25 protein-coding genes and 1 riboswitch are annotated in these 21378 nt (G+C 62.9%); of the genes, 18 read left to right on the top strand and 7 right to left on the bottom strand.

All coding sequences use genetic code 11. The features are described from left to right. Positions 1 to 27 precede the first annotated feature (27 nt). The 4 genes from K5554_RS07220 (at position 28) to K5554_RS07235 (ending at position 2842) form a co-directional block, all read left to right on the top strand. Entirely contained in the window at positions 28 to 216 is a 189-nt protein-coding gene (locus K5554_RS07220; protein WP_221037842.1) for a zinc ribbon domain-containing protein, read from the top strand. Positions 217 to 297: 81 nt separating this feature from the next. After that, positions 298 to 513, top strand: coding sequence for an ATP-binding protein (locus tag K5554_RS07225; protein ID WP_221037843.1), 216 nt, complete (start codon positions 298 to 300; stop codon positions 511 to 513). Positions 514 to 667: 154 nt separating this feature from the next. Beyond that, positions 668 to 1738: a butyrate kinase gene (buk, locus tag K5554_RS07230; RefSeq protein ID WP_370636975.1), complete on the top strand. Its 1071-nt coding sequence runs from the start codon at positions 668 to 670 to the stop codon at positions 1736 to 1738. Between the two features lie 159 nt (positions 1739 to 1897). Next, positions 1898 to 2842 carry a serine hydrolase gene (locus K5554_RS07235; protein ID WP_221037845.1) on the top strand — a complete coding sequence of 315 codons (945 nt, stop codon included), beginning with the start codon at positions 1898 to 1900 and terminating at the stop codon, positions 2840 to 2842. A 164-nt stretch (positions 2843 to 3006) separates the two neighbouring features. Here K5554_RS07235 and K5554_RS07240 read toward each other — a convergent pair whose 3' ends face one another. Then, on the bottom strand, positions 3007 to 3456 hold the full coding sequence (locus K5554_RS07240) for a hemerythrin domain-containing protein (protein ID WP_221037846.1): 450 nt from the start codon (positions 3454 to 3456) through the stop codon (positions 3007 to 3009). 109 nt (positions 3457 to 3565) lie between these two features. Here K5554_RS07240 and K5554_RS07245 point away from each other — a divergent pair, with 109 nt between their 5' ends. Beyond that, complete coding sequence (locus K5554_RS07245) at positions 3566 to 4708, top strand: glycerate kinase (RefSeq protein WP_221037847.1); 1143 nt, start codon at positions 3566 to 3568, stop codon at positions 4706 to 4708. Here K5554_RS07245 and K5554_RS07250 read toward each other — a convergent pair whose 3' ends face one another. Then, positions 4709 to 4939 (bottom strand): ferredoxin family protein, encoded by a 231-nt coding sequence (locus tag K5554_RS07250; RefSeq protein WP_221037848.1) that lies wholly within the window; start codon positions 4937 to 4939, stop codon positions 4709 to 4711. It lies immediately after the preceding gene. Positions 4940 to 4981: 42 nt separating this feature from the next. Then, positions 4982 to 6289, bottom strand: a complete 1308-nt coding sequence (locus K5554_RS07255) for an NAD(P)-binding protein (RefSeq protein ID WP_221037849.1) — start codon at positions 6287 to 6289, stop codon at positions 4982 to 4984. A gap of 95 nt (positions 6290 to 6384) precedes the next feature. On the opposite strand from K5554_RS07255, the gene K5554_RS07260 reads away from it, so the two are divergent. Next, the gene (locus K5554_RS07260; protein WP_221037850.1) at positions 6385 to 7044 is read left to right on the top strand and encodes a TVP38/TMEM64 family protein; all 660 of its coding nucleotides are present in this window, start codon (positions 6385 to 6387) and stop codon (positions 7042 to 7044) included. Here K5554_RS07260 and K5554_RS07265 read toward each other — a convergent pair. Both K5554_RS07265 and K5554_RS07270 read right to left on the bottom strand, forming a co-directional pair. Next, positions 7038 to 7568, bottom strand: a complete 531-nt coding sequence (locus K5554_RS07265; protein WP_221037851.1) for an ECF transporter S component — start codon at positions 7566 to 7568, stop codon at positions 7038 to 7040. The two genes, K5554_RS07260 and K5554_RS07265, sit on opposite strands and share 7 nt — an antisense overlap. A 35-nt stretch (positions 7569 to 7603) precedes the next feature. Then, a complete protein-coding gene (locus K5554_RS07270) occupies positions 7604 to 9325 on the bottom strand; it encodes a PEP/pyruvate-binding domain-containing protein (RefSeq protein WP_255565317.1) in 1722 nt (573 codons plus the stop codon). Positions 9326 to 9442: 117 nt separating this feature from the next. Then, positions 9443 to 9536: riboswitch (NiCo riboswitch) on the top strand. Positions 9537 to 9589: 53 nt separating this feature from the next. Here K5554_RS07270 and K5554_RS07275 point away from each other — a divergent pair. Together K5554_RS07275 and K5554_RS07280 are read left to right on the top strand one after the other, a co-directional pair. Beyond that, positions 9590 to 10555 (top strand): cation diffusion facilitator family transporter, encoded by a 966-nt coding sequence (locus K5554_RS07275; RefSeq protein ID WP_221037852.1) that lies wholly within the window; start codon positions 9590 to 9592, stop codon positions 10553 to 10555. Positions 10556 to 10735: 180 nt separating this feature from the next. After that, entirely contained in the window at positions 10736 to 10903 is a 168-nt protein-coding gene (locus K5554_RS07280) for a 4Fe-4S binding protein (RefSeq protein WP_221040547.1), read from the top strand. Positions 10904 to 10964: 61 nt separating this feature from the next. On the opposite strand, the gene K5554_RS07285 is transcribed toward K5554_RS07280, so the two are convergent. Continuing rightward, on the bottom strand, positions 10965 to 11459 hold the full coding sequence (locus K5554_RS07285) for an ECF transporter S component (protein ID WP_221037853.1): 495 nt from the start codon (positions 11457 to 11459) through the stop codon (positions 10965 to 10967). Positions 11460 to 11555: 96 nt separating this feature from the next. After that, positions 11556 to 12068, bottom strand: coding sequence for a transcription repressor NadR (locus tag K5554_RS07290; protein WP_255565318.1), 513 nt, complete (start codon positions 12066 to 12068; stop codon positions 11556 to 11558). A 113-nt stretch (positions 12069 to 12181) separates the two neighbouring features. Here K5554_RS07290 and K5554_RS07295 point away from each other — a divergent pair, with 113 nt between their 5' ends. The 10 genes from K5554_RS07295 to K5554_RS07340 all read left to right on the top strand — a co-directional run bounded on the left by K5554_RS07295 (position 12182) and on the right by K5554_RS07340 (position 21339). After that, the gene (locus tag K5554_RS07295) at positions 12182 to 12412 is read left to right on the top strand and encodes an alpha/beta-type small acid-soluble spore protein (protein WP_221037854.1); all 231 of its coding nucleotides are present in this window, start codon (positions 12182 to 12184) and stop codon (positions 12410 to 12412) included. A 91-nt stretch (positions 12413 to 12503) separates the two neighbouring features. Continuing rightward, the gene (locus K5554_RS07300; protein WP_221037855.1) at positions 12504 to 14120 is read left to right on the top strand and encodes a hypothetical protein; all 1617 of its coding nucleotides are present in this window, start codon (positions 12504 to 12506) and stop codon (positions 14118 to 14120) included. Between the two features lie 328 nt (positions 14121 to 14448). Continuing rightward, positions 14449 to 14613 carry an aspartyl-phosphate phosphatase Spo0E family protein gene (locus K5554_RS07305; protein WP_221037856.1) on the top strand — a complete coding sequence of 55 codons (165 nt, stop codon included), beginning with the start codon at positions 14449 to 14451 and terminating at the stop codon, positions 14611 to 14613. A gap of 24 nt (positions 14614 to 14637) precedes the next feature. Then, positions 14638 to 15402: a histidinol-phosphatase HisJ family protein gene (locus K5554_RS07310; protein WP_221037857.1), complete on the top strand. Its 765-nt coding sequence runs from the start codon at positions 14638 to 14640 to the stop codon at positions 15400 to 15402. 154 nt (positions 15403 to 15556) lie between these two features. Continuing rightward, positions 15557 to 16510, top strand: a complete 954-nt coding sequence (locus tag K5554_RS07315) for a hypothetical protein (protein WP_221037858.1) — start codon at positions 15557 to 15559, stop codon at positions 16508 to 16510. Positions 16511 to 16761: 251 nt separating this feature from the next. Continuing rightward, complete coding sequence (locus tag K5554_RS07320; protein WP_221037859.1) at positions 16762 to 17226, top strand: HutP family protein; 465 nt, start codon at positions 16762 to 16764, stop codon at positions 17224 to 17226. Between the two features lie 141 nt (positions 17227 to 17367). Beyond that, positions 17368 to 17799, top strand: coding sequence for a division/cell wall cluster transcriptional repressor MraZ (gene mraZ / locus K5554_RS07325; RefSeq protein WP_221037860.1), 432 nt, complete (start codon positions 17368 to 17370; stop codon positions 17797 to 17799). Between the two features lie 10 nt (positions 17800 to 17809). Beyond that, positions 17810 to 18721, top strand: a complete 912-nt coding sequence (gene rsmH, locus K5554_RS07330) for a 16S rRNA (cytosine(1402)-N(4))-methyltransferase RsmH (RefSeq protein WP_221037861.1) — start codon at positions 17810 to 17812, stop codon at positions 18719 to 18721. Position 18722: 1 nt separating this feature from the next. Next, a complete protein-coding gene (locus K5554_RS07335; protein WP_221037862.1) occupies positions 18723 to 19208 on the top strand; it encodes a hypothetical protein in 486 nt (161 codons plus the stop codon). Positions 19209 to 19224: 16 nt separating this feature from the next. Continuing rightward, the gene (locus K5554_RS07340) at positions 19225 to 21339 is read left to right on the top strand and encodes a PASTA domain-containing penicillin-binding protein (protein ID WP_255565319.1); all 2115 of its coding nucleotides are present in this window, start codon (positions 19225 to 19227) and stop codon (positions 21337 to 21339) included. Positions 21340 to 21378: the final 39 nt, after the last annotated feature.

A 21378-nucleotide genomic window follows, 5' to 3' on the forward strand; every position in this document is an offset into this window, starting at 1 on the left:
CTTGCCGGAACAGGGGAGGTGAGGACTGTGCCGAGCTATGAGTTCATCTGCCGGGAGTGCGGCGAGAACTTCACTACCATTGTTCCCTACAGCCAGAAGAAGGAAGTCCGCTGTCCCAAGTGCGGCAGCCAGGACCTGAAAGAAGTTTTTGGCCTTGGCTTTGTGGGCGGAGGTGACGGCGGCGGCGCCGCTGCACCGAGTTGTTCCTTTGGCTGAGGGGGCAGGTGAGGACCGGTGGTTCTCATGCAAGCTGGCACCCGGGCGTTACCCGGGTAATTCTTTTAAGGAGGAATAGCCGTGGCCGCCAAACGCGTTGCGGTGGTAAACGAGGCACGCTGTGACCGTTCACCCTTTTGCCCGGCCCGCCAGAGCTGTCCGGCCGGGGCGCTCCGCCAGGAACGCCTGGGCCTGTTTCGCGTCTCTGCACCTAAGGTCGATCCCGACCTGTGCACCGGGTGCGGCAGCTGCACCCGCGTTTGCCCGCACGGTGCCATCACTGTGGTCGCGCGCTAGAAAACCAAGCCGGTTCAAGCGAACCGGTTTTTTGTTGGGCGGAGGAAGGAAGCCGGGGCGAAGGCAGCGAAAATAGATACAGGTGAAGAACGGAAGAACGGGCCCGGCAGGAGAACGTGGAGCTGACGAAGGGGGACGCAATATGTCGGAAGATTTGCGGGTTTTGGCCATCAACCCGGGCTCGACCAGCACCAAGATCGCCGTCTTCGCGGGCGATAGGCTGCTCCTGGAGTCCAAGGTGGAGCACCGGCCAGAGGAGCTGAAGGGGTTCAAGAAAGCCACCGACCAGTACGAGTACCGGCTGAACGTCCTGCGCCGGGCCCTGGCGGCGGCGGGGATCGACCTTAAAACACTGGCGGCCGTGGTGGGCCGGGGCGGGCTGCTCAAGCCTTTAGCCGGCGGCACGTACCGGGTGAATGCGCAGATGGTGGACGACCTCATCAACCGTCCCGGGGCGGACCACGCCTCGAACCTGGGGGCGGTGATCGCGTATCACCTGGGCCAGGAGCTGGGCATTCCGGCGTTTATCGTCGACCCGGTGGTGGTGGATGAATACGAAGAGGTGGCGCGCATCTCGGGCCACCCGGCCATCGAGCGCCTCAGCCGTTCGCATGCTCTTAACATGAAGGCGGTGGCCCGCAAGGTGGCGGCCGATCTGGGCCGCTCCTACCAGGATGTCACTTTGGTGGTGGCGCACCTGGGCAGTGGTTTTTCGATAAGCGTGCACCGCGAGGGCCGCATGATCGACACCACCAACGCCAACGACGAGGGCCCTCTTTCCATTGAGCGCGCCGGCGACCTGCCGACGACGCAGCTGGTGGCCTTCTGCTACGAGAAGTTCCGGCAGGGGCTGAGCGCTGAAGACGTCCAGGGGATTCTCACCAAGGAGTCAGGTCTTTACGCCTACCTGGGCATTAAAGACCTGCGCGAGGCGGAGCGGCGGGCTGCTGCCGGCGACGCCCGGGCGGCCCGGGTGCTGGACGCCATGGTCTACCAGGTGGCGAAGGCCATCGGCGCCATGGCCACGGTGGTGGAAGGCAGGGTGGACCGGGTGGTGCTCACCGGAGGGGTGGCCCACTCAGAGCGCATCACGGCCGGCGTGCGGCGGCGCGTGGAGTTCATCGCCCCGGTGGTGGTGGTACCGGGCGAGGAGGAACTGCCGGCGCTGGCGCAGGGCGCGCTGCGGGTGCTGCGGGGCGAGGAAACAGCCCAGGAGTACGCATAGGTGGTAAAGGCGCACCTTACCCGCCGCTGAAGCGGGGAAAGAGGAAGAACCGAGGAAGCAGGCGCAGGAGAGAGGGCTCTCTCCCGGCGCCTGCTTTTTGCTTGGAGGTATACTTGCGCGCTGCAGCGGAAAACCTGATGACACAAGGGGGGAGGCAGTGTGCAGCAGTGGGACTGGCGGCGGCGGGAGAACTGGCACCCAGGGTGGTGGCTAGTGGTGGGGGTGGTGTTCACCCTGGTGCTGGCCGTAGGGACCCACAGCCTGCTTTTGCCGCGCGGTTATTACAAATATGGTCCGGACCCGCTGGCTATCCGCGAGCACTGCGACGAATTAAAGGCTGCCGTGGAGGAATACATTAAAACAAAGCCCGGCACCTTCGGTGTGTATTTTTGGGACCTTAAAAGCGGCGGCCATTTCGGCATCAACGAGACGGTGGCCCTGCCGGCGGCGAGCTCCATCAAGGTGGCTGTTGCCCTTTATCTTTACAGCCTGGCGGCGGAGGGCCGGCTCAGCCTGGACGAGCGCATGGCCTATAATCCCGATCTCGATTACGAGGGCGGTGCCGGGACCCTGCAGTTCACGGCTGCTCCCGGTCAAACCTTTACCCTGCGCGAGCTGGCCCAGGTGATGATCCGGGTCAGCGACAACATCGCCTGGCACATGCTGACACGCCGTCTGGGCAAAGAAAACCTGAAGGCCTTTATGCGCAGCCTGGGCGGGAAAACCGTGTACCCCGAGGACAAGAATTTCTCTACGGCGGAAGACCTCAGCACCTACATGCGCGCAACGCTCGACTTCGCGCAGAAAAACCCTGAGCTGGGCGGTCTCCTCATCGACGACCTTACCCACAGCATCTACAAAGACGGCCTCCCGGCCCTGCTGCCCGAGGATGTTACGGTGGGCCACAAGGTAGGGGCGCTGCCGGCGGTGGCCAACGATACGGGCATTGTTTTTTTGCCGGACCGTCCCTACATCCTCACGGTAATGACCAAGGACGTGGGCGCGAGCGAAAATCCAGGCTTTGCGGCCATCGGGGAAATCTCGCGCCTGATATACGATTACCGCGTCCGCCAGCGCCAGGGCGGGGCCGTGGCCGGCCAGTGACGAAAGGAGAGGCCCCTGTGCCCTTCCTGGCCCCCGCAGGTGCCCCGGGCGGAGGCGAGAAGCAGGTGGCGGCGGCCCTTACGGCCGGCGCGGCTTCAGGCAGAAGTGTACCCCTTAAGAGTCCCACCGGCGCGGGAGACGAGAGCGCGTAGAAAAGCTGCAGGTTAAGCCCGCAGCCTTTTCTTGATTTCCTCCCAGTCTTCCTTGTCCAGTTTCTCCTTCGCCTGGGGGTAAAGCTCGTCAGCCTCATGCTTTAAGTGGGACGGCAGGAGGCGTACGATCTTAACCACCGCGGCGGCGATGTCGGCGGGCGATTCTTCTTTCACCCCCCGGATGAAGCTGTTAAAGGCCTGGTAGATTTCTCGGTGTTCTTTAAGGAGCGTCGGGATGAGGTCGTTTTTGCCCAGCGCGGCCCCCAGCACCGGGAAGAAGGCTGCTTCCTCGTTGGCCAGGTGGTTGATGGCCTTATCGGCCAAGAACTTGGCCACCTCACCCAGAAGGGGGCCGTACTTGGGGAGAGTCTCTTCCGTCAGCTCTTCCGAAATATCCCCAAGCTTTTTCACCATCTTCAGCATTTCCCGGCTGTTCTCCAGCAGGGTTTCCAGTACCTCCACAACGTAGCCTCCTCAGCGCTTTTTCTGCCCCTAGTATGCCCTGAGCGGCAGGAAAACCCGGTGCGGTAGCCAATTCTTTTCCAGAAGAAAGCGTGGGAGGAGAAAAACTATGCGTGTCGTGATAGCACCCGATTCATTCAAGGGGAGCCTCAGCGCCTGGGAAGCCGCCGAGGCCATGGCCGCTGGCGTGCGGCGCCTGTGGCCGCAGGCGGAGACGGTGCTGGTCCCCATGGCGGATGGGGGCGAAGGCACCACGGAGGCGCTGGTGCGCGCCACCGGCGGTAGGTTGCAGGAGAAAACTGTCACGGGCCCGCTGGGCGAGCCGGTACGGGCCGGCTTCGGTATCCTGGGCGACGGTGAGACGGGAGTTATCGAGATGGCGGCGGCGGCCGGGCTGTACCTGGTCCCCGAGGAGCGGCGCGACCCGCGCGTTACCACCACCTACGGCGTGGGCGAGCTGATCCGCGCGGCCCTGGACGCCGGTTGCCGCCGCCTGGTGGTGGGCATCGGCGGCAGCGCCACCAACGACGGCGGTGTCGGTATGGCCCAGGCGCTGGGCGCCCGCTTCACTGATGCTGCCGGCCGGGAGATCGGCCGGGGCGGCGGCAGCCTCGGGGAGCTGGCGCACATCGACCTTACGGGCCTGGATCCCCGGCTTAAGGCCGTGGCGGTGCGCGTGGCCTGTGACGTGGACAATCCGCTCTGCGGCCCGCGCGGGGCGGCGGCCGTCTACGGCCCGCAAAAGGGCGCCACGCCGGAAATGGTGGCCACGCTGGATGCCAACCTGAGCCACCTGGCAAAGGTTATCGCGCAGGACCTGGGGCGGAGCGTGGCCGACATCCCCGGCGCGGGCGCGGCGGGCGGGCTCGGGGCGGGGCTGATCGCTTTTTTGGACGCCAGCCTCATGGCGGGTGTGGAGATGGTGATTCAGGCCGTCAACCTGCCGGCGCGCGTGGCGGGGGCCGACCTGGTGCTCACGGGCGAAGGCAAGATCGATGCCCAGACGGCCTTCGGGAAAACACCCGCCGGGGTAGCGCGGGTGGCCAAAGCGGCGGGGCTGCCTGTAATCGCCGTCGCCGGTGGAATTGGGGATGACGTGGAACCGGTTTACAGCTGCGGCATCGACGCTTTGTACCCGCTGACGCCGTATCCGCTCGCGCTCGGTGAAGCCATGCGGCGGGGCGGCGAACTGCTCGCGCTGGCCACCGAGCGCGCCCTGCGGCTCGTTGCGGTAGGGAGGAAACTGGGCTAGCTAGTAATGGTAGATCACGCCGTACCCGCCCGGCGGGTAGTGCCAGACGATGTTACCGCTGGGGCAGACGAAGGGGCAGGCCAGGCACTCGATGCAGCGCCGGTAGTCCACCGTAAGCCGCTCCGCCTGCCAGGCGTAGACGCCGCTGGGGCAAAAGGCTACGCAGGCGCGGTCCCGACAGCGCCCGCAGCCCTGCGGGTCTTTAAGGGCGATGTGGGACCGGTGGGCCACCTTGATGGTGGTGTGCTGGAGTGGGTCGCCGTCCGCGTGCAGTTAAAACACCCCCCAGTTGTTCAAACCGGCCCACAGGTCCCGCAGAGTTTTACCCGGGGCCTGCATGGACTTCAGCTTGATCATAATGCGCTGCAGCTTTTCCTGGTGCGTCCTCAGGTCCATGCGGAAAAACTCGCTCAGGGCGTCGTTCAAGGCCTTGGTGATGAGCAGGTCGGCGTCGCTGTGCTGCTGATAATAAACATGCGTGTTGCGGGCTGCTTTGATGTCGGCCAGAAAGAAGCTGCTTTTGATGCGACGGTCATAGGCCGAGAGGATCCCGGCGCTGAAGTCCTGCTTGGCGTGGGCCTGCACGACAGTCTCACCCGCGTACTGGCCGGTGAGAAGCGCCAGGTCGGAGCCGCGGCGTCCGCTGACCATCACCGCGGCGTCGCCGGCCACCAGGAGGCCGGCGGTGGAAAGCTGCGGTATGGCGCTGAACCCGCCCTTGGGAATCACATGGGCCTGGTACTCGAGCGGCTCGGCCCCGGCCAAAAGCCGTCGCACCAGCGGGTGGGACTTGAAACGGGTGAGAAGTTGGTACGGGCTGTAACCGGCGTCTTTTAGTTGGTTGAGGTATCCGCCCACCACCACGGCCAGCGAGTCCCGGTTGGTCCAGATGCCGCCCTTGCCGATGATGCCGCCTGCCGGGTAACCCACAAAGCCCAAGTTCGCCCCCTCGCCGGGTTCCAGTTCAAAACGCTCCTCGATCTTTTCCGCCGGCAGTGCCAGCACCTCGCGCGCGTACAGGGTGAGTTGATCCGGCCGGATGGGCCGGCGCAGGCCGGCCTTCTGGGCGAGAAAGGCCGCTACCCCTTCTGCCAGGACCACAGCGTTGGCTTCGACTGCCGTGCCGTCTTCCAGTACCACCCCGGCGGCACGGCGGCCGGTAAGCCCCTCCCGGCGCCAGAGGATGTCCCGCACGAGGGTGGCGGTATGCAGCGCGGCTCCGGCTGCGACCGCCTCCTGAGCAAACCAGCGGTCGAACTCGGGGCGGAGCACGGTGAATTTGTTGTACGGTGGGCGGCCAAACTTAAGGGAGGTGAAGCCCAGCTTCACCGCCGAGGTATCATCCAAGAACCACAGCTCTTCGCTTACCACCGGGCGCTCGAGCGGCGCCCTTTCCCAAAAGGCCGGGATCAGCTCCGCCGTGGGCAGCCGGTAGATCGTTCCGCCGAACATGTTCTTGGTACCGGGTGACGGGCCGCGCTCAAAGAGGCCCACTTTGAGATTGTTGCGCGCCAGCATGAGTGCGGCCGCCGCACCGGCCGGTCCGGCGCCCACCACTACGGCATCGTAGCTTGGGGACATGGCGTTCACCTCAGTGTTAGTCTAACTGGCGCGCGGGGGCTTTATTCCCGTGTACAGGGACGGGTGCAGCGGGCGCTTAAACGAGGGGAAGGACCATGGCGCAGAAAAAAATAAGTCCCGGCTGGGACCTTATTGCCCTGGTGGCTCTGCTGCTGGTACTCTTTGTTTGCCGCAGCGGTTGGCGGAACGCCGTTACCACCAAGACCCTGGCTTATTACCTTGCGCGCCGGGGGAGCCTGGCGCCCTGGGTTTTTCTGGGCGCTTGCCTGGTGCGGCCTTTCGTCCTCATTCCCAGTTCAGTGTTCGCCCTGGCGGCGGGGCTGGTTTTCGGCGCGTGGCGCGGTTTCGGCTACGCCTGGCTCGGTACCTGGCTGGGGGCTTTTGCGGCCTACGCTGCAAGCAACTGGCTGGCGCACGGCCTGGTGGAGCGCCTGCTGCCGCGCCGCTGGCAGGGTCTCTTGGCGGAGTTCACCGACATCCGCTGGCAAAGGTTGCTCGCCCTGCGCTTTACCCCGGTCTTACCCTTTGACGCCGTCAACTATGCCGCCGGGTTAAGCGGGGTTGCCCCCGGTCCCTACCTCTTGGCCACGGCCGTCGGCATCGTGCCCGGTGTCCTGCTCTATTCTTACCTGGGGAGTCGGCTCCGCGCGGCTCCCGGCTGCGGAAACGTAGCTCCCTTCATCCTTTATTTCCTGGTCCTGGCCGCCGGCTTTCTTTGGGCCTGGCGGGGGGAGCGGGGGCAGAGACGTCACTGACGCCCTTCAAAGCCGCGCCGGTGCAGGCCAATGCGCCTCAGTGCCAGGGAAAGGGGCAGGGCGATCACGATGCTGCCGCCCGCCTGCAGGCCGTTACCCGGCAGCTCCACCAGCGCGGCGGGCAGCCCGTAGAGGAGCACCTCGGCCGCGAAGTAGCCGGCAGCCATGAGAAGCCCGCCCAGCACCAGACCCAGTACGGCCGGTCCCAACCGGCCGTCGCTGCTGAAGGGCGGGTGGCCCGCCCGGCCGGCCACGAATCCTTCCAGGCCTTTGATAAAAAAGGTGAAGGGCGCCCAGTGCGGGTACCCGCCCAGCACGTCGGCCAGCGCCGAGCCGATGCTCCCGGCCCAAAAGGCGCTGGAGGGGCCCCAGAGCAGAGCGGCGGCAAAGATGAAGGTATCGCCCAGGTTGATAAAGCCGTTGGTGGCCGGCACCGGCACCTTAAAGACGACGGTGGACATGGTCACCAGGGCGGCAAAGAGCGCCGTGAAGGCAAAAGAGTGAAGCGTCGGCTTGGACCTCACTTTTGCACCTCTCTTCTTTTAGGCTCAGCCTTTCCTCAGCGGCTCAGCGCTACACAGCCGCACAGTCCTTCACCGTCCAGGTAGACATCGAAAAGCCCGCTGTAAACGCGCACCGCCGGGTGGCCGGTGGGTTCGGCCGGGTGGTTTTGAAACCAGGCCGCGTTAAAGACGTTGGTAGCAATGGTATCGAAGACGGGGAGGTACAGAATCCCGTCCACCTCCAGGTCCGCGAAGAAGTGAGTGCCGTAGGAAAGCTCCGGCACAAAGTTCGCCTGGCGGATGCCGAGTTCCACCAGAAGCCCCGTGTTCGAGATCTCACTGTAATTCACCGGTACGCCCAGCTCCGGGCTGGTGGACCCCCAGCGGCCCGGTCCCACCAGGATGTAGCGCTCGCCTTCCAAGCGCCGGTTAACCCGCCCCACCTCCCGGGCCACGGCATACTTATCGGGCGCCTCCTGGTAAATGTACGGGTCCACATACACCAGGTGTTTTACCCCGAGGAGCGTGCCGTTGGTGAGCATGCGGTCGCCTTTTAGGAGCACGTGGTCCGCCGGCAGATGGGGCGGGATATGCACGGAACGGTACTCTTCGTAACTTGAGAGCGGCCGCACCTGCACCAGGGTGAAAACCTTGTCTTCCGCCTCATAGGTGAATTCGATGTCCACCGGCACGCCCATTTCTTCCTCCAGGGTGGCGAAGAGGGCGTGCATGACGCTGAAAAGCTCCGGGTGATAGCGGGGAAAGTTCCGGAAGGTAAAAACGATCTTGTCTCCCGGGCCGAGGTTGGGGAGGAAGGCGCCCAGGTCACGAATCTCGTTGCTGCCGGCCAGGTACACCTGTGCATACTGGTGGAAGCCGGGGTGGTAATCGAGCGCGCTCAGGCGGTGATTGATGTTGAACACCTGCACCTGGCCCGTGGCCAGATCCACGGAATCGAAACGCTCCTGGGAGTACTTGGCGATCTCGCGCGGGTTGTGGCCTTCAGGACGCAGGTTCAGGTTGGTGAGGGAAAAAGTGCGGGCATACTCGCGGCCGACGCAGCGCGTTCCCAGCCCGAACACCAGGCGTACCACGCCGTCCTCTTTCTTAATGCGCTCCGTCCAGCGCCGATAATTTTTGGAAAAGCCAACACCGGCCGTCTCCGGGTAAAAGTAACCGCCACGTTCTTTCCCGATGAGCCGTTGGATGAGCACCGCCATCTTGTCGCCCCGCAGGCCGTGCTTGCGCCGGTATTCGGCGGCGCTGGGCGAGTACACGCTGGCGTAGACGCGTTTAATGGCCGCCTCCAGCGCCAGGAGGCGCGATTCCGGGTCGCCGCTGCCGGAAACAAACGTGGTCAGGTATTTGCCGGCGAACGAGTACTTGAGGTTGTCTTCCAGCTGCGACGAGGAACGCACGGCGAGCGGGCAGGGGAGTTTCTCCAGCAGCGCGGCGAGCGCTTCCCGGAACCAGGGCGCGAAAGCACCGCGCTCGAAAGCCGCTTCGATTTCGCTGTAATCGCGGCCGCTCTCCGCCAGGACCTGCAGCCCGTTGGCGCTGACGAACTCATCAAAGACACCGGTGGCGATAAAATAGCTTTCAGGTATGGCTACTTGGGCCAGGGCTGGGTCCCGGCGGTGCGCCAGCACTTCACGGGCGAAAAGCAGGCCCCGGGCCTTGCCGCCGATTTTGCCCGTACCGATGGTTTGGGAGCGGTAGAGCGGATTATCCAGGGGGTCAAAGGCTAGAAACTGGGTGATTTTACTGGCATCCGGCACGGCCGTTGCCTCCCCACGCGGATTTTTGTGTCTATTATAGCACAGCGTCCTGCCCGCGCAAACGAAAAAATCGCGCCCCGGCCTGTCTACGCGTTGCACCAGCGCAGGCGGTGTGTTATAATGCTGCAAGAACAGGCGGCCGACCTCACAGTTGGTGAAGCCGGGCACCTTGGGTGCAGCAAGTGTCGGAAAGAGCACTTGTGGGACTGTAAAGCCTCCACAAGTGCCTTTTTTAACGGCTGGAGGCAGAAAGGAGAGAGATCCTTGATTCAGCGCTTTACTGACTGGCTGCTTTCTGTTTTCCTCCGCGGCCACCGCGATCCAGCCGATCCAGAAGTTCGCGCCCGCTACGGCTTTCTTGAGGGGTGGCTCAGCATCGGCGGGAACATCGTCCTGTCCCTCGTCAAGCTGTTCCTCGGGCTCACCCTCAACAGTGTCTCCCTTCTCGCCGACGCAGCACACACCTTCTCCGACGTGGTTACCTCTGCCGTGGTAGTGGTCGGGTTTTACGCCGCCCGCCGGCGCCCTGACAAGGAGCACCCCTTTGGGCATGGGCGGATTGAGTTTGTGGCCACGCTGGTGATAGCCCTCCTTTTGGGCCTAGTGGGTCTGGAGTTCGCGCGTTCCTCTTTTCTGCGGCTCCTTTATGGCAACAAGGTCGCCGGCAGCATCGCAGCTGCGGTGATAATGCTTGTCTCCGGCGCGGTGAAGGAGGCCATGGCCCTTGTCTCCATTGACCTGGGCCGCCGCATTGATTCCGGCGCCCTCCTGGCCGATGCCTGGCACCACCGTAGCGATGCCATCGCCTCCGTGCTGGTGGCTGTTGCCATTGTGGCAGCCCGCTACGGCTTTGCCAGCGTAGATGCCGTCTTCGGGCTGCTGGTCTCCGGCCTTATCCTTTACACGGCCTGGGAACTGGGGCACTCGGCCGGCAGCACCCTAATGGGTGAAGCACCGACCACCGGGCAGGTGCAGGAGATACTGGCCCTCGCCAAAAGCGTCCCCGGCGTGCTCAGCGTTCACGATGTGGCCGTCCACGACTACGGCAGCGTGAAGGCCGTCTCCCTGCACATTGTGGTGGATGTGGACATAAGCTTCGACCGGGCACACCAGATTGCCGCCCAGGTGGAAAAGCGTATCAAAGAACGTGTGCCGGGAACGGTAGTGGTGCACGTGGACCCGAATAATGTGAAAGAAGAAGATGAAGAGCTGCTGACGCAGCTCTCCTGAAGGAAAAGGACGTCAGAAGGCGAAAAAATTCTTGGGGGAAAAGAGGATTTTGGCTGTGCGGTGAGAATCTATATACTGGTTCTGCGCGGTAGGAGGCCAGTGGAGGACCAGTGGCAGCTTCAGCTGCGAGCCAGGCTGGCCCACGCCAAGGAAGCCAAGCGAAAGACGGAGGTGACACAGGTGGCTTACAAGATCGGGGAAGAGTGCATTGCCTGCGGTTCCTGCCAGCCGGAGTGCCCGGTGGAGGCCATCAGCGAAGGGGACATCTACGTTATCGACCCGGAGAAGTGCATTGAGTGCGGTTCGTGTGCTGATGTCTGCCCGGTAGGCGCCCCGAAGCCCGAATAAGCCGGAAAGAGATTGCGCCCCTGCAGGCGGCCTGCAGGGGCGCAATGCTTGTAAGACAGGTTTATACCTGGCGCGGGCGCAGGAAGCTGGAAAGCTTCAGGCTGCTCACCGCCGCCAGGGCGATGAGGGCATCGGCCGCGTGATGCAGCACCGTGCCGACGCCGACCACAACCACCGCCTGGTAAGAGGTAAAGCCGAAGGGAAGTACCACCAGAGCTTCACCCAGGGCGTGGATCGGGGCCGTGGCCGTGAGCGCCCCCCGGAAGCTCAGGCCGCGCCGGATGAGGAGGGCCCCAGCCAGCCCAAAGAACGCGTGCACAGCGGCGCGCGCGGCGATTACCGGCCCCATCGCCACCAAAAAGCCGAGGGCCGAGCCCAGCCCCACCAGCACTGCTGCAGCCGGGCTTATCAGCATGGCCAGCATCGCCGGAACGTGCGAGGCCAAAGTGGCTGAAAAAGGCGGTAGGTAGATGCGCAGGTAATTGCCGAAGGCCAGCGGAATAACCAGCGAGAGGGCGGTGAGCAGCGCTCCATACACCAGGTCGCGGGCACGCATTAAGATCCCCTTCTCCCCTGTAAGTTCTTGGTTAACGTTCAGTGACATTGTAGCGGAAGAAGGGCGTCTTGTCAAGTGTAAAGTCAGGTGTAATGTTCAAGTCAGCAGAATCCCCAGCCGCTTGAGTTCCTTTTCCGCCCGCTCCAGCGCCGCCGGCATGGCTGCTTCCAGGGTGTGCAGGTGGACGCCGCCGGTGAGGCTGGAGAGAAGCTGGGCGCCCTGGCTTTCGTAGCGGCGGACAAACTCCTCGACATCGGCTGCTGTCCTCAAGAGCAGCAGGCCGCGGATCTCACCGTACAGGGGATGTTCCACAATAACGTCCACCACCCGGCACCCTGCTTTCACCATGGACAGAAGTTCCGCCCGCGTTTGCTGCGCCGTGTGCCGGCAGGCCAGGCGCCGCGAGACCACGGCCGGCACACTCGCTTCGCCGTACAGGTAACCCTGCGCCGTGGCGACGATGTCGGCGCCCTGGGCCCGGAGCAGGGCGATATCTTGCACAATAACCTGGCGGCTTACCCCGAAACGCTGGGCCAGCTCGGCGCCGGTGACGGGCTGGCGGCGCTCCCGGAGCAGCTGCAGCAGGGCAAGACGACGATCTGCGCCCATGAAAATCCCTCCCCTCTAATTATTCCCGTACCTGGCGCCCTATTCCTGCTGCGGCGTATTTTTCGTGCAACATCCCCGCCGGCCAGGGGATACTACGAGAAGGAGGGGATAAAATGGCGCGCAAGGAAAGAAGAAAGACGGAGATCCCGTCGGCTGAGGATGAACTGGATGCCCTCAAGGATGAAGTGGCCGCAGACTTAGGCCTGGAGGACGACATCGCCGAAGAAGGCTGGGAGAACATGACCACCCGCGAGGTGGGAAAGATCGGCGGGCACATGGTGAAGAAGATGGTGCGCTTTGCCGAAAAAGAGATGGACCGGCGCGACGGCAGAATCAAGGATTAGACCCCGGACTCCGGGGTCTTTAATTGATAGTAACTTTTTCGTAATCTGTACGTCTTATAATTTGGGAAGAGAAACCGGGGAGGAAAAACCGATGGCCGTACACAGGACAGCAATCCGGGCTTTAGTCGCTGTACTCATAGTGTTACTCGCCCTTACCGGCTGCCGGCTTCAGCGGCCGAGCGGCGGGCGTGACCTGCCGGCGCCGGCTGCGGTGGGCCCCGGCTTGGCTCCCGGGGAGGGAAATTCGGCAGCGCCCGTTCCTCCGGAAGGGCCGGCAGCAGATGAACCGGCACCGGCAGAACCTACACCGCCGGCGGAACCGGAGCCGCCAGGTGCGGCCGCCCCGCTTTTGCCGGCCGGGGTGGAGCTTTCCCACACGCAGGGCAGGATCGCCATCGGGCCTTTTTACGGCATCTTGCCGGAGCTGGCCTGGTCCCCGGCGGGCGACCGCCTGGCCATTTACGGCGAAACAGGCGGGTATGGGATTTGGGTGTGGAACAAAGATAAGGGGGACGTGGTGCGACTCCTGAAGCTCCTTGACCGCAGCGGCCAGGGAGCGACGGCGGTGGCCTTTTTCGGCTGGAGCCGGGACGGCGGGGCCCTCTATTACGCCGTCGACGGCGTGCAGGCGGCAGGTCCGCACCTGGGCGAGCGCGGTGTGGCGGTGAAAAAGGTGAGGCTCGACGGGGTGGAGGAAGAGATTGCCTGGCTGCCCGGCGGGCCGGAACTGATCCGCAGCCAGCATTTCAACCCCGCGACCGGGTGGCTCCTCATCCACCGGGGGCAGGACCTCTGGCGCGTCAATGTGGAAAGCGGCCAGAAGGTTCACCTGAAAGACAACCTCCCCACCTGGGACGGCCTCTTCGGCGTGGCCCCTTCACCTACGGGCGAGGTGGTGGCCTATCCGGACACCCGGCCCCGGCGGCACGGGCTCCTGTTGCTGGACGTGAACACAGGGAAAGAGGTCGAGGTGGGAGCGGCCGGCGAGTATGCTTTTGCTCCCGTCTGGTCGCCGGACGGGAGCAAACTGAGCTTCCTGAGCGCCCAGGCCCGGGGTGAAACCTACGACTTCCAGATCGGTGAGGACGGCCCGCTGCCGCCGGCCACCCGCCTTAACGTGGTCACGAAAGAGGGGCACCCCCTCGCCTCTTGGGTGGCGCCTCAAGGGGAAAAGGCCGGTGCACCGGTTTGGTCGGCGGACGGCCGGCAGGTGGCATTTCTTAGCGCGGTGGTGACCAAGGGCGCCGACGGCATGGATGCGGTGCGCTGGCAGCGCCTGCTGCTCGCTGCGCCGGGTGAAGCGCTGCGGGACTTGGGAGCGGTCCACGGCGAATGGCTGGCTGTGGCCGGTTTTGTGCCCGGCGGGCGCCAGGTGCTGGTGTACCGTTACGAGGCGGGCGGCGGGGTTACAGTCCTGGCGTATGGGCCGGATGCCGGCCGGGTCCAGGTGCTGATGGAGGAAGCGGTGGACGAGCCGCCGGCGTGGTGGGGCGCCAACCTGCTGACGGCACGGCTGGAAAGCGGCCCCAACGACACTCTCAATACCCAGATCTACCTGCGCAGCCCGGCCGGTAAGACCACCCAGCTTACCACCGGGGCCGGCTGGAAAAGCCGCCTCACCCTCTCCGACTCCTGGCTGGCTTATCTCAGTGCCGACAACCAGGCTGCTCCGTACCCGATCACCGTGTACCTGCGTTCCCTCCCCTAGTTTTTTTCCGCCCCAAGGCCGGCGGGGCCTTGTGGGCGCTCCGGAAGTATTGTATAATAATTCTGGAGAGTAAACCAGAGGGGGGACGGCAGAATGGCGCTTTGGCTTGACCTCCTTCTTGGAACCCTGGTTCTGGCGGGTGTGCTCTTCGGTTTAGTTCGGTTCGCCTTGCGGCGGTATGGTAACCGGAATCGGGCGGGTTAAAACGGACCGGCCACAAATCTTCCCCTGTTAAGACATCTTAATGTAAAATCATCCAAATACTTACTTGATTTACCATTCATCGTTTGCTATGATGGTAAGAGCTTGACAGGGGAGGCAAAGGGCGGTGACGTGTGAGCTTTTTAAGCGTATTGAGGCCTTGCGCGCAGAACTTTACCGGGCGGCGGCCGGCTGCGGTGGCAACCGGGACAAGGGTTCGGTGCTGGCCCTCAGCACCGAGCTCGATCGGTATCTGGTGCTGGCGACGCGGGAGCTTTCCGGTTTACGCTAGTAACGTGTAGAGGAAGGGCTTTCATTGCTGGTAGATTACCACGTCCACACCCTGGGGCACGATGCCTTTTATGTCGAGGAGTCCGAGATCGCCCGTTACTACGAAACGGCCCTCGCCCGCGGGGTAAAGGAACTGGGTATTGCCGACCACGACTACTATTACACCCATTTCCGGCCGGAGCGCATCCTGGCCCAGGCGCGCCGCTTCCCGGAGCTCACCGTGCGCGTGGGGATAGAAGTGGACTACATCCCCGGCCGGGAAGCTGAGATCCGCGCTCTTCTCGGAGCGCAGCCCCTCGACTTCGTTATTGGTTCCGTCCACCAGGTGGACGGCTTCTCTTTTGATGAGGAAAAGGACGTACCCAAGTACGCCGCCTGGGAGACGACAGCACTTTTCCGCCGCTACTTTGCCCATGTCGCCCGGGCGGCGGAGAGCGGGCTCTTCGACATCATCGGCCACCTCGACCTCATCAAAATCTTTAACTTTGTCCCGGCGGAGGACATGGTCGCCCTGGCGGAACCGGCCCTGGCCGGCATCCGGCGGGCGGGCACCTGCCTGGAACTCAACACCAACGGGCGTTACAAGCCGGTGCACGAGTTTTACCCGGCCCAGGCTCTCCTGGCCAGGTGTCACGAGGAGGGGATCCCTTTAACGCTGGGCTCGGATGCGCATGCCCCGGAACAGGCCGGACGAGACATTGCCGCCGCGGCGGCCCTGGCACGCCGGGCGGGGTACACGGCGGTTGCCACCTTTCAGGGGCGCCGGCGGACCCTGGTGCCGCTGGGATAGTTAAGGAGCGACTTTATATGGCTTGTTCGCAATGTCTTTTGACTTACGTTAAAAAGTTAAAGGGGCTCGGCCCGTCCAGGGTCAGTAAGAGATGGAATTGAAAGTGTTGCTAAACAGAACGGGCAGATTTAGTGGATAGAAAAGGAGCTGGATCATGACAGGTCAACCGGGGAAATTCGATAAGATTATACTTTTCATTTCTGTGGCTTTAATCTTAAGTATAGCCCTAAATTTAAACCAGTACCACCAACTGGGGAAATTAACCCAGAAAATGAACCAGCTTATGTCCGAGGTTTCATATATCCGTATGGAAACACAAAATCAAGCACAAGACATCAGGTCCTCGCTGGCGGAGTTCAGAGAAGAACAGAGGTGGGTGACGCCAGTTGAAATTCATCCTTCTTTGACAGATGAAGGCAAAGCACTTACCGTTCTTTTAACTTGGCAGGTCAAAGAATATGAAGAAGGGTCGCCGGTTGGGTTCTTCTACCGCCGACAGGGTGAACAGGCCTTTGCGTCACTTGCAGCGGAAAACGTAGGAGGCAACACCTTTCAAGTAAAGTTTCCCATCGACGGTATCCCACACAGGCCTGCCTTTAGAATACATTTCAATGTTAAGAACCCGTCAGGCACCAACGACGATAAGAAAGCGGAAGAGGCGAAACCAGTAAAACCTGATCTTGAGGGTCCCGGGTATCTTTACGATTATTATATTAATGTGCGGCAAGGTGGACAGGTCCGCAGCACAGAGTTATCTAGACTGGACCTGGGAAAATTGGCCCTATACCATTTCAGCCCTGTAACGGTCCAAATTGAGGAGGATCAGCGCCGTGGTGAGCTGCATGTGTCCATTTATGAAGAAGGGCCGCTAGAACCGCAGCACCGTTTGGTAGGCGCCTATTTGGAGGTTTATCCCGACCAAAAAAGTAGTGACGGAAATCCTGCCGAGATTTCCCTTAAAAAGGGTACCACTACTCTTCGGTACGCTGAGCGGGAAGTACCGGTATATGAAGCTTCTTTCCAGGGAGAAACAAAAAGCCTCTCGCGTATAGTTGCACGGGTGGAGTACGAGGACGGTCAAGTTTTCCGCCACCAGATTTGGCCCTAACGGCCACCGTGGCGTTGTCCCACTCTTCGTAGATTTTCGGGACGGCCGTTTTCGTGATTTCTAGGCTCGGGCGACTGCCCAATGTCTTTGCGAACCCTGACGAAAAGATCATTGAAATGTTGTCTTGATGTTCCGAAAGCCACGGCAAGGGAATGTGAGTTGCTCCCACCCTTTCACGAGGAATTGTCTCTTATCAGGTCCTCTATTGCAGGAACCTGACCGACTATATTGTACAAGGGGGGATAGTAACCATGGAAGCAGCGCGCTCCAGCGAGGTGGCGCGCGCCGCCATTGAGATGGCGGTGTCGCGCACGCGGGAGGATGAGCAGCGGCTCAAGGAGACCTACCGGTACGAAGGCATTCACGCCGCGGCCGTGGACTACGGGGGAGAGTTCATCTCCTCGGTGAAGAAAGTCATTGAACGGGCGGTGGTGGCGGCCAAACGCGAAGGGCTGATCGCCGAGGTACAGGCCGAAGAGGGAGGTGTGGCGGGAGCCGCCCGGGAAGCGCTGTCGCAGATAATGCCCAAGGCCATTGGGCTTAATGTCGGCGGGAAAATCGGCATCGCCCGCAAGGGCGAGCACATTGTGGTGGTAATCTTCTGCGGCATCGGGCTTCTGCACTTGAACGAGGTGGCGCTGGGGCTGGGGCACCGGGCGGTGGCCATGGCCGCCGCCGGCGAGGGCGGGGAGGCGCCGGCAAAGACAAACCCATAGCTTCCCCGAGAGGCGGGACCTGGTTTACCCAGGTCTTTTATTTTTTTCCAAATCCGGAAGGAATTTTGCTCTTCAGGGCGAATTTATGTGGTGAGAAGTGGGGGAAAGTGGGGAACAAGGCAGGCAGGTGGGGTGAGCGGCGTGTTCATGGGTGAATTCCAGCACGCTCTAGACAGCAAAGGCCGGCTCTTTATCCCGGCCCGCCTCCGGGAGGAACTGGGCGAACGTTTCATCATGACCCGGGGGCTGGACCGCTGCCTGTTTGTATACCCGCTTGCCGAATGGGCTACGCTGGAGCGCAAGCTGAAAGAACTCCCCTTCACCCGCAGCGAGGCCCGGGCCTTCGTGCGCTTCTTTTTTGCCGGGGCCACCGAGTGCCAGCCGGATAACCAGGGACGCGTCTTGATCCCGCCCAGCCTGCGCAGCTACGCCGGCATCGAGAAAGAAACGAGCATCATCGGGGTTTCCACCCGGGTGGAGATCTGGAGCCAGCAGGAATGGGAGAACTACAGCGCCAAGGTGCGCGACAATTACGCCGAGTTGGCGGAGAAGATGGTGGACTTCGGCATCTAGGAGGTCCTGTATGCGTTTCCAGCACCAGCCGGTTCTTCTGAGCGAGACGCTGGCGTACCTGGCCTGCCGGCCGGGCGGCATCTACATCGACTGCACCCTGGGCGGCGGCGGCCATGCCCGGGAAATCCTGCTCCGCAGTACCCCCGGCGGGCTCCTGCTCGGCATCGATCGTGATGCCGCCGCCCTCGAGGCGGCGCGGGAAAGGCTGGCGCCCTTTAAGGAACGCGTCCGTCTGGTACAGGGCAACTTCCGCGAGCTGGCAGGCATTTGGCGGGCCTCGTCGTTGCCGGCGCCGCAGGGCATTTTATTTGATCTCGGCGTGTCTTCACCGCAGCTGGATGAGCCGGAGCGGGGCTTCTCTTATCAAGTGGACGCGCCGCTCGACATGCGCATGGACAAAAGGCAGGAGCTCACCGCCCGGCAGATAGTAAATACGTGGCCGCGCCACGAGCTGGCGCGCATCATACGCGAGTATGGTGAAGAAAGGTGGGCGCTGCGCATCGCCGGGTTTATAGACGAGCGCCGGCGGCGTGCTCCGCTGGAGACCACCGGGGAGTTGGTAGACGTGATCAAGGAGGCCATTCCGGCCGCCGTCCGGCGCCACGGGCCGCACCCGGCGCGGCGCACCTTTCAGGCTCTACGCATCGCCGTAAACGATGAACTGGGGGCACTTAAAGAAGGTCTGGCGGCGGCGGGCCACATCCTGGCGCCGGGCGGCCGCGTCTGCGTTATTTCCTTTCACTCCCTGGAAGACAGGATCGCCAAACATACCCTGCGCCAGCTGGCGGCCGCCGGAGAACTGGAGCTTCTAACGAAGAAACCGGTGACACCGGGAGAGGAAGAGATCCAAAACAATCCCCGTTCCCGCAGCGCTAAGCTCAGGGCGGCGGAAAGGGTTCTAGACCAAAGGAGGGACGCATAAGGTGGTAGGGAAGACTGCAGTGCTGCGCGTACCCCTCGAGGAGGAAAGGCCGGCGGTGGAGCTGCGGCCGCGGCGACGGACGCGCAGGCGGGTGGCACCCCTGGCGGCGTACGGGCTTTTTGTGGCGGCGGCGGTTGTCCTGGTGCTGCTTTATGTGGCTCCGTACGCTTACGTTGCTCAGCTTAACCTGCGGCTGGCACGGGCGCAAAAGGACCTGGCGCGCGCGATCACCGTGCAAGAACAGCTGGAACAGCAGGCCAGCGAGCTGAAGTCGCTGGCCCGGATCGAAAAAGAAGCCACTCAGCGCCTGGGCATGCGCGAGCCGGAAGAAGTGCAGGTAGTAGCCGCGGCGGTACCCCAGCCGAAGGCGGAGGAAAAGGCGGCCCCGGCGGCCGCTCCTACGGCCAAGCCGGACAAGGTCACGGCGCTTTTGGATTGGGCTCAGGGGGTACGCCGGGCGCTTGCCAAGGGGATAAGCGATAACTAAAGGCTGGTGTATAGGCGTGAAACAGACCCTTCTCATGCGCAGGCGGATAGGGGTGTTTCTCCTCGTTATGGCGCTTTCTTACTGCGGGCTGGCGGCCCGCCTTTTCTACCTTCAGGTCCTGAACAACGCCAAGTACCAGTCCCAGGCTCTGGCGCAGCGGCTGCGCGAGATTGAGATCCAGCCCAAACGCGGCCTGATTACCGATCGCAGTGGCAAGAAGCTGGCCATCAATGTGAGCCTGGACAGCGTGGTGGCCAACCCGCGGCAGATTCAAGAACCGGAGAAGGTAGCCCCCGCCTTGGCCGCGGCGCTGGGCCTCCCGGCGGACGACGTTCTGGCCAAGCTAAAAAAGAACACATCCTTTGAGTGGATCGAACGTAAGATCGAGCCTGAACGGGCGAAAAAGGTGCGCGACCTCAAGCTGAGCGGCATCTACCTGGTTGAGGAGAGCCAGCGCTATTATCCTAACGGCAGCTTAGCGGCCCACGTCCTGGGATTTGCCGGCATCGACAACCAGGGCCTGGAGGGCTTGGAGCTGGTGTATGATAAGGAGCTCCGGGGGACGTTGGGCCGCTTTCGCGGCGAGACCGATGCCTACGGGCGGGAAATACCCGGCGGGGAGAAACAGTACGTACCCTCTAAAGACGGCGCGAACCTGGTTCTTACCCTGGACGAGGTAATCCAGCACATCGCCGAGCGGGAACTGGACCGGTTGATGCAGGAGACGCACGCCAAAGGAGCAACCATTCTCGTCACCAACCCGCAGACAGGCGAGATTCTGGCCCTGGCGAACCGTCCCACCTTCGACCCCAACAAACCGCTGGCGGTACCCGAGGCCGACCGGCGGGACCTGGCCGTGTGGTACAACTACGAGCCCGGGTCGACCTTCAAGATTGTCACGGCGGCTGCCGCGCTCGAGGAGGGGGTCGTCCACCCCAACGACGGCTTTTACTGCCGCGGCGGCCTGCAGGTGGCCGATCACTACATCGGCTGTGTGACAGCCCACGGCAGCCAGACGTTCGCCGAGGTGGTTAAGAACTCCTGCAACGTCGGCTTTATGACCGTGGGCCTAAGGATGAGCAAAGACCGGTTCTACCACTACATCCACGCTTTTGGCTTTGGCGCAGCTCCCGGCTCCGACCTTCCGGGGGAGGCCGAAGGCATCCTTCTCCCCCTCGACCGGGTGGGTCCGGTGGAGCAGGCCAATATTTCCTTCGGCCAAGGCATTGCGGTTACCCCGCTGCAGATGATCGCCATGGTGGGGGCGGTGGCCAACCACGGCACACTGCTGAAGCCGCAGATTGTACGGGAGATCCGCGCCAGTGACGGGAAAGTAATAAAGCCCTTTGCCCCCGAGGAAGTACGCCAGGTGATATCCCCCGCCACCGCCGGCAAACTGGCCCAGCTGCTCGAGGGCGTGGTTGCCGATGGTACCGGCCGCGGGGCCCAGATACCCGGCTACCGCCTGGCCGGTAAAACCGGCACGGCGCAGAAGATCGTCGGCGGCCGTTACGTCTCCGACAAACATGTGGCCTCCTTCATTGGCTTTGGACCGGTGGACAATCCTCGCCTGGCCGTCCTGGTGGTGGTGGATGAACCCCAAGGCGCTTATTACGGCGGTGTGGTAGCGGCGCCGGTCTTCAAACGTGTTATGGAGGACAGCCTGCGGTATTTGGGTGTGCCGCCGGCTCCCACTGCGCCACCAAAGGAGGATCAAGAACCAAGCATAGAGGTGCCGAGCGTGGTTAACCTTCCTCCGGCGGAGGCGCGCAAGCTCCTGGAGGGCAAAGGCCTCCCGTATCAGGTGGAGGGCACAGGCGGCGTGGTCATCGACCAGACGCCGCCGCCTGGGACCATGGTGGCGCCTGGAACGCGGGTCATCGTGGTGTTGGGCGAGGCGCGGCCTGCTCCCGGTCTGGTCACCGTGCCCAATCTCACCGGACAGACCATGCGCCAGGCGGCGCAGAATCTGGCGGAGATGGGACTTACGATGAAACCGGTAGGAACGGGGCTGGCAGTCAGCCAGGACCCGCCCCCGCGCCGCCAAGTGCCGGCCGGTTCCATGGTGGTGGTCAACTTTCAGCCGCCGCAGGCCGGGCCGCCGGCCGCCGACTCCCACCGCGCCCCCTAGCCAAATGTTTACGAAATGTTAACCGCTGCGGCCGCCGCA

Source organism: Gelria sp. Kuro-4, assembly GCF_019668485.1.
GTDB lineage: Bacteria > Bacillota > DTU030 > DUMP01 > DUMP01 > DUMP01.

Coding starts and splice junctions, on each gene's coding strand:
- K5554_RS07245 (WP_221037847.1), top strand. CDS start 3,566: ATGCGTGTCGTGATAGCACCCGATTCATTCAAGGGGAGCCTCAGCGCC.
- K5554_RS07255 (WP_221037849.1), bottom strand. CDS start 6,289: ATGTCCCCAAGCTACGATGCCGTAGTGGTGGGCGCCGGACCGGCCGGT.
- K5554_RS07260 (WP_221037850.1), top strand. CDS start 6,385: ATGGCGCAGAAAAAAATAAGTCCCGGCTGGGACCTTATTGCCCTGGTG.
- K5554_RS07285 (WP_221037853.1), bottom strand. CDS start 11,459: ATGCGTGCCCGCGACCTGGTGTATGGAGCGCTGCTCACCGCCCTCTCG.
- K5554_RS07290 (WP_255565318.1), bottom strand. CDS start 12,068: ATGGGCGCAGATCGTCGTCTTGCCCTGCTGCAGCTGCTCCGGGAGCGC.
- K5554_RS07295 (WP_221037854.1), top strand. CDS start 12,182: ATGGCGCGCAAGGAAAGAAGAAAGACGGAGATCCCGTCGGCTGAGGAT.
- K5554_RS07300 (WP_221037855.1), top strand. CDS start 12,504: ATGGCCGTACACAGGACAGCAATCCGGGCTTTAGTCGCTGTACTCATA.
- K5554_RS07315 (WP_221037858.1), top strand. CDS start 15,557: ATGACAGGTCAACCGGGGAAATTCGATAAGATTATACTTTTCATTTCT.
- K5554_RS07320 (WP_221037859.1), top strand. CDS start 16,762: ATGGAAGCAGCGCGCTCCAGCGAGGTGGCGCGCGCCGCCATTGAGATG.
- rsmH (WP_221037861.1), top strand. CDS start 17,810: ATGCGTTTCCAGCACCAGCCGGTTCTTCTGAGCGAGACGCTGGCGTAC.